This is a genomic window from Archangium sp., from assembly GCF_036388035.1.
Classification (GTDB): Bacteria; Myxococcota; Myxococcia; order Myxococcales; family Myxococcaceae; genus Archangium.
Map to the genome: position 1 here is coordinate 1 of NZ_DASVSO010000085.1, position 11,519 is coordinate 11,519.

Consider the following 11,519-nt stretch of genomic DNA (forward strand, 5'->3'; position numbering starts at 1 on the left):
AGTGTCCGCCCTCCGGCGAACTCCATGACGATGTACGAGTGTCCGATGAAGGGGTCCGGCCAGTAGCCGCACCCGACGAAGCGGACGACGTCGGGGTGCTCCAGGTGGTTCAGGATGCCGATTTCACGCCTGGCCCGGTCCTGCAACAGGCGGCCACGGAGGAGCTTCACCGCGTAGAAGCAACCAGCGTGCTCGGCCTTGAAGACATGGCCGTAGCTGCCGCTGCCGAGCTTCTCGACGATGCGGTAGTCCCCGACCAGCTCACCGATTTCAGGCAGTCTGTAGGCCAATCCCACGGCGCGTCCTCCGAGAGCAGGGAGCCTATCAATCTCGTCCACGACGAGCGGCACAGCGACAGTCCTGGCCCCGAGTCCACCGTGGTAGACGGTGCCCATGGACGAAGCGCTTCAGCCCTCTCTCGGAGAAGTCGCCCGCGCTGCGCGGGAACGTCTCGGTCTCACCCAGGCGCAAGTCGCCCAGAAGGTCGGGCTTGTCCCTGGCGTGTACGGTCGCATCGAGCGGGGCGACATGATGCCCAGTGTGCCGAGCCTTCGGCGGATCAGCCTCGTCCTCGGCATCTCGTCCGACGCGCTGCTGGATGTGAACCCCTCTCGGGTTGCGACCACGGTGGACGACGCTTCCTCGGAGGAGAACCTTTCCCCGGAGCTCAAGCGCATCGTCCACCAACTCCGGACCTGGTCGCCGAAGCGGCTGAAGGTGCTCGGCAAGGTGCTCAAGGTACTCGCCACCGAGGACGAGGACTGAACCCTCCCGGACCCCGCACTCACTCCGAGGGGTCATCTGGCTGCTGTCCCGTATGCCGCAACAGCGCGTGGGCGGTGCTGCTCACCACCGCGAGCTGTGCGGCGTCCATCCGGCGAAGCGCTCTCACCAGTCGGCGCAGCTCCGGTGGCTCGTCCGCCTCGTGCTCGGGCGCCTCCATCCACGAAGGTGCCTTCTCGACCTCGAGCCCCAGCATGACGTTGGCGTCCACGTGAAGTACGCGGCACAGCTTGCGAAGGGTAGGAACGCTCGGGAGGAGGTTCCCTCGCTCCAGGCGCCCGAAGACCTCGGTGACGACCCCAATGCGTTCCGCGACATCCGCCTGGGTCAGCGCGGCTCGCTGTCGCGCCTCGCGCAGGACCTGTCCCAGATGAGCCGCCAGCCACTCCCTCCTGTTCTGCCTGTCCGTCATCGCGTGCTTGCTCCAGTGGCTATCCGAGACTCGAGGCCTTCGGCCACGGAAGGACTCCCATCTCGACAGGGTGTGCATCCATTCGCTCGAGAGCGGATGCGCTCTTGACGATGTCCGCCAGCTCCGCTGCCGCCTCGGGAGCGCCGAAGGGCCGCGGAAGGCTGGCCAGGTACGCGCGCAGCGCGTCACGCATCTCGGCGGCGGATGGATACCGCTCCGCGGGGTTGCTCCGAAGCGCCCCGTGGACGACCTGCTTCAGTGGGGCCGGGGTTTCGTGTGCGATGCGCTCCACGTCCTTGGGACCGAAGCGCAGGAGCCGGTCGGCCAATACTTCCAGGGAGGCCCAGGTCGAGTGCTCGGCTCGCACGCCGGAGACGAGCTGGAGCGCGCGTCTGGACACCTTGGGCGGCAGGCGGTCCGGTGGATCCAGGGGATGGTGGCCAGAGAGCATCTCCAGCAGGACCAGGCCCAGGGAGAAGAGGTCCGCCCGGCTGTCGAGTCCCTTGGAGGCGAGGAGACCGGCTCTGCCTTTCTGGGAGACGGCGTGGATGAGCTCCGGGGCCGCGTAGGCGAAGTTTCCTCGGAGCACTCGCGGTGGAGTGGGCACGCGACCCAACAGCTCCGAGAACGCCGCGCCGAAGTTCGTGAGCCACACCCGACCGTTACGACCGAGGCGAATGGTCGTCGGGCTCACGGCCCGATGGATGATGTGGAGCGGGCGGCCCCGGGTGTCCTGGCAGTGGTGGGCGTAGTCGAGGGCGTTGGCCACTTCGGCGGTGATGAAGGCCGCGAAGGATGGGGAGAGCTTCTGCTTCAGGAGCAGCGCGGAGCCGATGACCGTGGCCAGGAAAGCCCCCCGCGTGTGTTCCATCACCACGTAGGGGGCACCCTGGCGCTCGGCGAGCCTGAAGACGCGGGCGAGCCCCGGATGCCGCAGGTGGGCGGCGAGCTGGAGCTCTTCCACGGCCCGTGTGCGGCCCGCGCGCCCTTCCGGAACCTCCACGCGCTTCAGCACGACGAGCCGACGAGGCCCCTTCAAAGGTGCGCACCACGCGAGGAGCAGCGTGTCGTAGTCCTCGTGTTCGAGGAGCGGCCGGTGAACTTCATAGCGGAACCCGTTCGACTCGAAGGAGAAGCGCCCGGTCTCCGTGGGCGGGGGGTGGGATCCGGCCATGTGTTCTCCTGTGCGCGGTAGAGTCTGGGAGAGGTCATGTGCTCCCATGGGTTACGGGCAAGACGCTCCATGACGTAACATGGAAGGCCGGAGAAATGGAAGCCACCCTACTGGTCAGGTCGTGAGGCGGAGACAACCGAGCGAAGTAGGACAGGCGCGAGCGGGAGGGGGGCCGGCTTCCGGACGACGGGAAGTGAATGGGAGCGAATCGGGACGCTGGCCTCTGGAGCCGGCCCGTCGCAGACTCGGCGGCCTCGTGCGACCCGTCGTCCCGCTACTCCTCCTGCTCGTCCTGGTGGCCTCGGCCGCACACGCCCAGTGCTCCGAGGACGGGGTGCAGGTGTTCCCCATGCCCGGCGCGGTGGTGCCCACCAATACCCGCTTCCTGCTCGAGGGGCTCGGTACCTTCGGCCCGCGCGTGGCCGCCCTCCCGGGCCGCATCCTGCGCTTGCAGTCGGAGGGCCACGAGGTGGAGGTGCGCGTGCAGCGCGGCTGGAGCAGCTCCCTGGGGCGCTCCACGGTGGTGCTCCGGCCCACGGGCCCGCTCAAGTCCGGCCGGGCCTACACGCTGCGCCTGGACGACGTGCTGCCCGACGCCAAGGTGCTCAACGGCCCGCGCTCCTCGCAGCCCGAGTGGCGCAGCGGCAAGGGGCAGGACGTGGCGCGCCCGCGCTGGCTCAAGCGCCCCACCGTCAGCGAGGGCCTCTTCCGGCGCACCCCCGACGGCACCGAGCGCTTCGTCAAGCTGAGCATGCCCCTGCGCGAGGACAGCCCCGCCTACCTGGTGGTGACGCTCTCGCGCCGTCGCGATGACATGGCGCCCCAGCACTACGTCACCCCCATTCATGATGGCGTGGCCCTGGTGGGGCACGCGGCGTGCGGTGGGGCCTTCGCCCTGGAAGAGGGCAAGAGCTACAGCGCGAAGCTGGAGGTCTTCGACGCGGCGGGCAACACCGCCCCCGCCGTGCCTCCCGTGCAGTTCGAGGCGCCGGTGGCGGCTCAGGAGAACCGATGACGGTGGACGTGGAGAAGTTGAAGGAACGGATGGTGGAGTTCATCCACGGCCTGCAGGACGACATCTGCGGGGCGCTGGAGCGGCTCGACGGGAAGGCGCGCTTCCGGGAGGACCCCTGGCAGCGGCCGGGCGGCGGCGGTGGGCGCAGCCGGGTGCTGGAGGACGGGGCCGTGCTGGAGAAGGGCGGCGTCAGCACCTCGGTGGTGTTCGGCGAGCTGGAGGAGGCCTTCGCCAAGAAGCTGCAGGGCGAGGGGCGCACCTTCTGGGCCGGGGGCATCTCGCTGGTGCTCCACCCGCGCAACCCGCATGTGCCCACCGTGCACGCCAACTACCGCTTCATCCATCAGGGCGGCAAGGCGTGGTTCGGCGGCGGCGCGGACCTCACGCCCTACTACCTCTATGATGAGGACGCGGCGCACTTCCACCGCACCCACAAGGAGGCGTGCGACAAGCACGACCCGGCGTACTACCCGCGCTTCAAGGAGACGTGCGACACGTACTTCTTCCTGCGCCACCGCGAGGAAGCGCGCGGCGTGGGGGGCATCTTCTTCGAGAACCTGGGCGGGGACCTGGAGCGCGAGTTCGAGCTGGTGCGGGACGCCGGCCGGGCCTTCCTCCCCGCGTACCTGCCCATCGCGGAGCGGCGCAAGGACACGCCCGTCACGGAGGCGCAGCGCTTCTGGCAGGAGGTGCGGCGCGGGCGCTACGTGGAGTTCAACCTCGTCTGGGACCGGGGCACCATCTTCGGCCTGGAGACGAAGGGGCGCACCGAGTCCATCCTCATGTCGCTGCCCCCGCAGGTGCGCTGGCGCTATGACCACCACCCCGCCCCCGGCTCCGAGGAGGCGCGGTTGGTGGACGTGCTCCGCCACCCGCGCGACTGGGCCGGTGGCCGGTAACGAGGAGGGCCTCCCATGGACAACCCCGTTTCAGACAAGCCGCGCATGGCCACCTGGAAGAAGGTGGCGCTGGGGGGGGCGGTGCTCGCGGTCCCGTGCCTCCTGGCGGTGGCGGGCGGCGCCTTCTACCTCGTCAGCCGCAGGCAGCCCGTGCAGGACCAGGCCCTCACCAACGAGGCACGCGTCAACGTGCTCCGCCTGTGTGGCGATGTGCAGTCCTACCGGGACGAGCACGGCGTCTTCCTCGTCGCGGGCCCGGTGCCCCAGGAGATGCCGCGGGGCGGCGAGGCGGTGCCCTTCGAGCCGGACGAGAACCTGAAGAAGATCGGCTTCGACCCGGGTGAGCGCGTCCGCTACCAGTACCAGGTGGTGGTGCAGGAGACCCCCCTGGGGGAGGCGGAGGTCACCTGCTACGCCCGGGGGGACCTGGATGGGGACGGCCAGGTGTCCGTCTTCAGCGTCCTCCTGGATGCCAACGGGATGACCTCTCCGGTGAAGGCGGAGCGAGAAGAGGAGTAATCGGGGGGTCCCCTGGCAACTTGTTCGCCGTCCAGGCGAGAATCCAGGGAATGAGCCACGCCGGAAATATCAAGGGAGGTCGTGGGACCTACATCGGCCGGGCTCCGACCCGGCCCGAGGGGGGTCCCCCGGGCCGTTCGGGCAAGGCCGGCAACGGTGGTGTGGCCCGCGAGCCCAAGACGCGTGTCGGGGGCATGCCCACGCAGGCGGAGTCGCCGCGCTCGGGTGGGGTCCGCCAGGAGAAGCCGACCAGCGGCCGCACGTCCACGCAGATGGAGTCGCCGCGGACCACGACGAGCGGCCTGGACTTCTCCCAGGACGGCCTGGAGACCCGGGGCGAGACCCGTCCGGGCAGGACCCGTGAGGGGAAGTCTGGCGTCTTCGAGAGCCCTCGGGGAGAGAGTCCTCGGGCGGAGAATCCTCGGGGGCGGGAGGCGCCCCGTCGCACCGGGGAGCGGCCGAAGCTCGAGACCCGAGGCCAGGAGGGGGCCGAGAAGGGCACCCGCTTCGACAAACCGCCCTCGCCCCGGACGGGCGAGCGCCCGCAGCTCCCCGCCCGTCAGAGCGCGGAGGCTCCGCGCCAGCCGGAGGTCCAGGTGCCCGTGCCGACTCCGGGAGGCCCGGAGGTCCACCAGGGCACCGAGACGCGGCCGCTGGAGGATCTGCTGCCGACGTTCCCCGAGTCCATCGGGCAGGAGTCGCTCGCCCACCACTTCGGCGAGGAGCTGCGCTTCCTGGGAGCGGAGCTGCGCCCCTCGCGCATGGCGCCCTCCGAGCGCGCCGAGCGCCTCTGGTCCTTCTTCCTGGCCTACGCCGAGGCGAACGCGAAGGATCCAGCGGGCCAGACGAAGGAGGGACGCGAGCTCTTCCGCGCGGCGCTCTCCGAGCACGGCTTCGCGGGCCTGCGCGAGGCCAACACGGGCCGGGACGGGGTGGAGGTGGCCCTGGAGCTGCTGGAGGCCCAGTCGCCGGAGGAACTGCACGAGAAGCTCGACGGTGTCCGCATCGGGCCCGGGCCGGAGCAGTTCTCCTCGGAAGTCTCGCTCCCGGTGGTGGAGCAGCACACCACGCTGCCCGAGATGCCGGCGGCGGATCCGCGCGCCCCCCAGGAGCCGAAGGACGCCCGGGAGCTGAAGGACAGCCAGTTCCAGACGACACCGGAGCGGCCGACGCAGGAGGCCAAGGCCTCGCCGCAAGAGGCGAAGGAGGCCCAGGAGGCCAAGGCCCAGCCCGCGGCGTTCGACCAGACGGAGCAGCCCGCGGTGCCGCTCCTCCAGACGGGGGGCCCCCAGCAGGGAGTGGTGCCGCTGCCTCCGCACCTGCGGCCGGTGGACGGGGAGGGGCTTCACCCGAACCCGGACGAGATGCCCGTCGCGGGCCATTCTCAGCGGGGAACCAACAAGCGGCTGGGTTCCCACATGGTCTGGAACTTCCTCCACCGCTTCCGGGACCCGCCGGAGCTGAGCGCGGTGGAGCGGGAGAAGTGGAGCCAGGTGGCCTTCGGCTCCATCCTCGCCCTGGTGGGGGCGGCGCTGCTGATGGCCATGCTCGTCAGCCTGTGACGTCTACGGCTGGCAGAGGACGCGTTTGAACACCGCCCAGTGCTTCGTCTCCTCCGGCTGGATGGATGGAAGCGCGGGGCGGTCGAAGTCGAGGATGCGCGCGCGGGGAATGGACATGACGATGGGCGAGTGGGTGGCGATGACGAACTGCCAGCCGCCGCCGCGAGTCGACTCCTCGATCGCCTTCACGAACTCCAACTGCCGGGTCGGGGAGAAGGCGGACTCGGGCTCGTCGAAGAAGAAGAGCCCTCCGCTCCTGTTCGCGCCGAACACGGCCGAGACGCTCTCTCCATGGGAGCGCTCGCGAAGCGACTTCCCCCCGTACCGTGCATAGGGATCGCCCAGGAAGTCCGGGTCCTCCTTGCGTCTGTCCAGGATGCGAGCGAAGTCCAGGAGGGCGTCGGCGCGGAAGAAGAAGCCATCGCGTGGCCGGGCCCTGAACTTGGGGCGCATGGCGGCGGCGAGCAGCGACACCCGGCGCTCGGAATCAGGCAGCTCGTTCCTGCTCCCTCCTCCTCCCGGCAGACCCGCCAGCTCCGCGAGCGCGCTGAGCAGGGTGGACTTGCCAGAGCCGTTCTCGCCGACGAACAGGGTGACGGGCCGGTCGAGTTCCAGGTCCAGGTCCCTCACGTACGGCAGATTGAACGGGAACTCGGTCCAGTCCGCGACGCGCTCTTCGACGACGTAGGCCCCGAGGAGGAACGGGGGCGCATCCGGAGATCGATGCAGTGTCATGCGTGCCCTCTATCAAGGGCATCGGACCGCCCTTCGGCAAGCGCTCTCGGGGTTCGCATCCGAGCCACGCTAGACCAGGAAAACCAGCGTTACCGAGGACGGCGGCTGCCCGATAGGTCCGGCGCCAAACAGGCCCTGTCCGCCAGCCCTGAGGCCGCCCGCCGGTGAACGTCCCGCCCACCGAGAATGCTTGGGGCCCGGTTCGCTCATGGTAGGGTGCCCCACCCTTGGCCACCGACGATCTCACTCTCGTCAAGCGCGTCCGCAGCGGAGACCAGCGCGCCTTCAAGCTCCTCGTCGAGCGCTACCAGCGCAAGGTGTACGCCGTCGCCCTGGGCATGCTGAAGGACAAGGAAGAGGCGATGGACGTCTCCCAGGAGGCGTTCGTCAAGGTCTACAAGTACCTGGACCACTTCAAGGGCGACTCGTCCTTCTACACCTGGCTCTACCGCATCACCGTCAACATCTGTATCGACGTGATGCGCCGGAAGGGCGCCGCGGGCGGTGACCCCGAGGAGTTCGACGAGTCCGTCGCCACCGACCTGTCCGAGGCCCGCATCGGCGCGCTCGGCAGCCGCCTGGGCACCAACCCCCAGAAGAGCGCCCTGCGCCGAGAATTGGCGGAGAAAATCCAGGAGGCCCTCGCGGCCGTTCCCGAGAAGCATCGCGCCATCCTCCTGCTGCGCGAAATCGAGGGCATGTCCTACGAGGACCTGGCCCGCACGCTGGACATTCCCAAGGGCACGGTGATGAGCCGGCTCTTCCACGCGCGGACCAAGGTCCAGAAAATCCTCAGTGAATACCTGGAGTTGGACGAGGCCAAGAGCGGAGTCGGCAGTGAGTGAATGGGACTGGAATATTGGTTCCCCACTGCCGTCCAAGCCGCACGTCCCCCATTACACCGGGTGAGGAACATGGCCGGAAATCCCGCGTGCGAGCGCTTCATCCCTCAGCTGTCCCCCTACATCGACGGTGAGCTGTCTCCCGCCGAGCGCGTCAACGTCGAGCGACACCTGTCGGCCTGCCGGGACTGCGCCAGCCGCGCGGCGGACCTGCGCGCCGAGTCCGCCCTGCTCCGGGTGGGGCTGGAGATGGCGGTGGACGAGGTGGACTTCAAGGACTTCACCCAGCGCGTCATGGCGCGGGTGACGCCCGAGCGTCCGCCCCTGCTGGAGCGGGTGCGCATCTCGCTCTCCGAGCTCTTCCTCTACCACCGCACCGCCATGGTCTCCTCGCTGGCGACGGCCGCCGTGCTCGCCCTGGTGGTGGTGCCGCTGCTCCTCAACCAGGAGGACTCGCCCATGGGCTACGGCGGGGACCGGATGCGCGTGCGCGCCGTGCGCGCCTCCGAGGGCGCCAAGGTCGCCCCCGTGGTGCTCGAGTCCGATGATGGCAACACCATCATCTGGGTGGTGGACCAGGAAGCACAGTCACCACACGAGGGCTCGGCGGTGGAGCCTCGCGATGGGCATGATGACGCCCAGGACGAGCTGGACCTGGAAGAGGCGCCGAAGGACGAGCCGGGCGTGGGGCCCTCGCGCCCCGCGGCGCCCGGCAAGGACTCTCGGCCCAAGGGAGGAGAGCTATGAGGACGACGACGCGGATGCCCACGGCCCTGCTGGCGCTGACGCTGGTGGGCCTGTTCCTCTCGCCCCGGGCGGCCCAGGCCGAGGAGCAGAAGCTCAAGGTGCAGGTGGAGGTGGTGCTCGTCTCGCGCAAGGGCACCGAGGTGGATCCGCCGGAGCTCCAGAAGATGAAGGAGACCTTCCAGCGGCAGAACTTCAACTTCACCTCCTTCAAGCGCCTGTCCCAACAGTCGCTCGAGGTGAGCAGCAAGGAGCCCACCGAGGTGCGGCTGCCCAACGGGGTGAATGCCTCGCTGCGGCTGCTGCGCATGCAGGGCGATACCGCCACCCTGCGCGTGGAGGTGCCCCAGCTGTCCGCCGTGGACGTGGAGCTCGGGCGCGAGGGCTCCGTCTACCAGCGCGCCGGCAAGCACGTGGGCGGCGAGCTCATCGTCGTCCTCTCCTCTCCGCCCGCGAAGTAGTCCCCCCAGGGCCCCGCGTGCCGCGCGAGGCCCTCGCCGCCCTCACCAGGTGACGTGGTAGGTGCAGGCGAAGCCGCTCTGCTGCCGGCAGCCGTGGGCTCCGTGCTCGACGCGCATCCACACCGAGTCCTTCGGTCGGAAGCGCTCGCACAGGGCCTCGAGGATTCCCTGGTCGAAGTCGCACGGGTAGGGGTTGTCGCACACGAGGCGGGCGCTGCGCGCCGACACCGACTCGAGGCGGTAGCCGCCGATGTTGCCCCCCACCTGCCCCCGGTGGTTCTGCTGGTAGGCCGCGTCGAGCGCGCGCAGCGCCTGCTCCAGCGTGCGCACCTCCGGCGAGAACCGGATGTGCTCCGGCACCTGGCGGCCCACCGCCCGCAGGGTGCTCGGGCCAATCTTCTCGTGGATGGAGTGGATGGCGGCCAGCGCGTCGCGCAGCGGGTACCAGCCCAGCGGCTCCAGCGTCTGGATGCCGTTCTCGGCCAGCAGGCGCAGCGCCTTGTTCTTGAGGAGTTGCAGCCCTCCGACCACGGCGATGATGGACTGACCCTGCACCTCGACGTTGGGGGGAACGATCCGCTTCTGCATGGGGGCCTCCGGGATTGCCTCGCTGGAGTGGCTTCCTGGGAGGTACGGCTCCCAGACGCCATCGGCGACTGGGCAGTCAGGCAAGAGGCGTGGACAGCCGCTGACCCGTCGCCTTTCCGATAGGGGCAGTGTGCGGTGCGCGAAAGGGGGCGCCGGCCAACGGAGGAAAGGGGCGAGGTGTCTCGCACCAGGTGCGTGCGTCTCCGCGAGTGTCGTTTCCGGTCATTCGTTCCGGTGGCTCCACCCCCGCTTTTTGTAGAAACGACAGTCCATGGCCGGGGGGATGCAGGCATCCCACCCTGTAGGACACTTGTAATTGCAGGGGGTTATGCCCGGGCACGCGGGTTGCTCAGAGACTCTGACGTGGGGCGGCGGCGTGGGGCGTCGGCAACGAGACTGACAACTCAGACCAGAGGACGGGCGGACACCATGGCGAAGACCCAGCGGCGGGGACAGGTGATGAAGCGGATGGCGCGGCGGGTGAAGGGGACGGCGGGGCGCGCGGTGGCCCAGGCCAAGGCGAGCCAGCCCGTGCGCAAGGTGCAGGTGACGCTGGGTGACCTGATCGCCGCCGCCATCGACGTGGCGGGCGAGACGAAGGCCGCCGCGAAGCTGGTGTCGTCCATGTCCGGGGTGACGGGCAAGCAGATCGTCTTCGTGGGTTGAGGGTTTGCTCCAGGGGTGGGGCAACGGTCCGCGTCCAGCGGAGTGTCGGGCGGGTGGTGGGGGGGGCAGGGGGCGGGGGGATTCTCCCGCCCGACATGACCGCTGGACGCGGACCAAGAAGTATCCCGGCGAGGGCTCAGGCGCGCCGACGGCGCAGGGTGACTCCGGCGAGCAGCGCCAGCAGGCTCCAGACGGCGCTGGCTCCGGTCGAGCTTCCCGCCGCGCAGCCGCAGCCCTCTTTCTCCTCCTCGGTGGGCGGCTCCTCCACGACGGACGGCTGCGGCTCCTCTGGCTGCACCCGCGTCACGGGGAGGAGGTGCGGCTCCCGGCCGGAGGTGCCATCCGTGGCGGTGAAGACGAGCCTGTCTCCGAAGCGCGCGAAGCCTCGGGGGCTGGAGGAGTCCGCACCCGGCACGAGGTCCAGGTACAGGGTGGTGCCCTCCGGGGTGCCGTCCGTCCTCCACAGCTCGGAGCCGTGCTCGCCATCCGAGGCCGAGAAGAGGGCGAAGCCGAGCTCCTCCACGGGGAACACCTCCGGGAACAGGACCTCGGTGGAGCCGCGCGTTTCCAGGAAGCTGCTGCCCTGGGGCCCCGGGAGCACGTCCTTCAGGAGCACCGTGCCGGCCTCGGTCCCATCCGTCTTCCACGGCTCGAAGCCGTGCGCCGCGTCGTAGGCGAAGAAGAGCACCGAGCTGCCCACCTGCTGGAAGCTCAGGCCGTAGCTGGAGGCGGGGCCCGGGTGGATGTCCTTGAGCATGAAGGTGCCGCTCTCGGAGCCATCCGACTTCCACGGCTCGAAGCCGTGCACACCGTCGTCCACGGTGAAGTAGAGCGTCCCGCCCGTGGCCCGCATCACAAAGTCGGCTCCGTCGCTCCCCGGCCGCACGTCCTTGACGAGCACGGTGCCGGCCTCGGTGCCGTCCGACTTCCACAGCTCGACGCCGTGCACGCCGTCATCCGCGGTGAAGTAGAGCGCCCCGGTGGTGGTGGCCAGCGTCCACGGCGAGGGTTCGATGCTCCCCTCGGTGCCCGGCCGCACGTCCTTGACGAGCACGGTGCCGGCCTCGGTGCCGTCCGACTTCCACAGCTCGACGCCGTGCACGCCGTCGTCGGCGAGGA

Annotated in this window: 15 protein-coding genes; 9 read left to right on the forward strand and 6 right to left on the reverse strand. The window is 69.7% G+C overall.

Annotation, left to right across the window (positions count from 1 at the left end; translation table 11 throughout):
* Nucleotides 1–290: protein kinase domain-containing protein (locus VF697_RS03550; RefSeq protein ID WP_331092049.1), on the reverse strand; the 290-nt coding region annotated here is incomplete at its 3' end.
* A gap of 103 nt (nt 291–393) precedes the next feature.
* Between VF697_RS03550 and VF697_RS03555 the strand changes: the two genes are divergently transcribed.
* Nucleotides 394–765 carry a helix-turn-helix transcriptional regulator gene (locus tag VF697_RS03555; RefSeq protein WP_331092050.1) on the forward strand — a complete coding sequence of 124 codons (372 nt, stop codon included), beginning with the start codon at nt 394–396 and terminating at the stop codon, nt 763–765.
* Between the two features lie 19 nt (nt 766–784).
* Here the strand turns inward: VF697_RS03555 and VF697_RS03560 are convergent, their stop codons facing one another.
* Nucleotides 785–1,195 (reverse strand): helix-turn-helix transcriptional regulator, encoded by a 411-nt coding sequence (locus VF697_RS03560; RefSeq protein WP_331092051.1) that lies wholly within the window; start codon nt 1,193–1,195, stop codon nt 785–787.
* A gap of 19 nt (nt 1,196–1,214) precedes the next feature.
* A complete protein-coding gene (locus VF697_RS03565; RefSeq protein WP_331092052.1) occupies nt 1,215–2,369 on the reverse strand; it encodes a protein kinase domain-containing protein in 1,155 nt (384 codons plus the stop codon).
* A gap of 256 nt (nt 2,370–2,625) precedes the next feature.
* On the opposite strand from VF697_RS03565, the gene VF697_RS03570 reads away from it, so the two are divergent.
* The 4 genes from VF697_RS03570 to VF697_RS03585 are packed head-to-tail and all read left to right on the forward strand — an operon-like array spanning nt 2,626 to nt 6,364.
* Nucleotides 2,626–3,384 (forward strand): hypothetical protein, encoded by a 759-nt coding sequence (locus VF697_RS03570; protein ID WP_331092053.1) that lies wholly within the window; start codon nt 2,626–2,628, stop codon nt 3,382–3,384.
* Nucleotides 3,381–4,283, forward strand: a complete 903-nt coding sequence (gene hemF / locus VF697_RS03575; RefSeq protein ID WP_331092054.1) for an oxygen-dependent coproporphyrinogen oxidase — start codon at nt 3,381–3,383, stop codon at nt 4,281–4,283. The genes VF697_RS03570 and hemF overlap by 4 nt, the downstream gene beginning before the upstream one ends.
* Nucleotides 4,284–4,298: 15 nt before the next feature.
* The gene (locus tag VF697_RS03580) at nt 4,299–4,802 is read left to right on the forward strand and encodes a hypothetical protein (protein ID WP_331092055.1); all 504 of its coding nucleotides are present in this window, start codon (nt 4,299–4,301) and stop codon (nt 4,800–4,802) included.
* Between the two features lie 50 nt (nt 4,803–4,852).
* Complete coding sequence (locus VF697_RS03585) at nt 4,853–6,364, forward strand: hypothetical protein (RefSeq protein ID WP_331092056.1); 1,512 nt, start codon at nt 4,853–4,855, stop codon at nt 6,362–6,364.
* A gap of 3 nt (nt 6,365–6,367) precedes the next feature.
* On the opposite strand, the gene VF697_RS03590 is transcribed toward VF697_RS03585, so the two are convergent.
* Nucleotides 6,368–7,099, reverse strand: a complete 732-nt coding sequence (locus VF697_RS03590; protein WP_331092057.1) for an AAA family ATPase — start codon at nt 7,097–7,099, stop codon at nt 6,368–6,370.
* A 227-nt stretch (nt 7,100–7,326) separates the two neighbouring features.
* Between VF697_RS03590 and VF697_RS03595 the strand changes: the two genes are divergently transcribed.
* The 3 genes from VF697_RS03595 to VF697_RS03605 all read left to right on the forward strand — a co-directional run bounded on the left by VF697_RS03595 (nt 7,327) and on the right by VF697_RS03605 (nt 9,146).
* Nucleotides 7,327–7,944 carry a sigma-70 family RNA polymerase sigma factor gene (locus VF697_RS03595; RefSeq protein ID WP_331092058.1) on the forward strand — a complete coding sequence of 206 codons (618 nt, stop codon included), beginning with the start codon at nt 7,327–7,329 and terminating at the stop codon, nt 7,942–7,944.
* Between the two features lie 69 nt (nt 7,945–8,013).
* A complete protein-coding gene (locus VF697_RS03600; RefSeq protein WP_331092059.1) occupies nt 8,014–8,688 on the forward strand; it encodes an anti-sigma factor family protein in 675 nt (224 codons plus the stop codon).
* Complete coding sequence (locus VF697_RS03605; RefSeq protein ID WP_331092060.1) at nt 8,685–9,146, forward strand: hypothetical protein; 462 nt, start codon at nt 8,685–8,687, stop codon at nt 9,144–9,146. The genes VF697_RS03600 and VF697_RS03605 overlap by 4 nt, the downstream gene beginning before the upstream one ends.
* Nucleotides 9,147–9,188: 42 nt before the next feature.
* Here VF697_RS03605 and VF697_RS03610 read toward each other — a convergent pair whose 3' ends face one another.
* Nucleotides 9,189–9,734, reverse strand: coding sequence for a hypothetical protein (locus VF697_RS03610; RefSeq protein WP_331092061.1), 546 nt, complete (start codon nt 9,732–9,734; stop codon nt 9,189–9,191).
* 429 nt (nt 9,735–10,163) lie between these two features.
* On the opposite strand from VF697_RS03610, the gene VF697_RS03615 reads away from it, so the two are divergent.
* Nucleotides 10,164–10,400 carry a chaperonin gene (locus tag VF697_RS03615; RefSeq protein ID WP_331092062.1) on the forward strand — a complete coding sequence of 79 codons (237 nt, stop codon included), beginning with the start codon at nt 10,164–10,166 and terminating at the stop codon, nt 10,398–10,400.
* A gap of 136 nt (nt 10,401–10,536) precedes the next feature.
* Here the strand turns inward: VF697_RS03615 and VF697_RS03620 are convergent.
* Nucleotides 10,537–11,519 (reverse strand): ELWxxDGT repeat protein (locus tag VF697_RS03620; protein ID WP_331092063.1); only part of this gene is annotated, 983 nt, incomplete at its 5' end.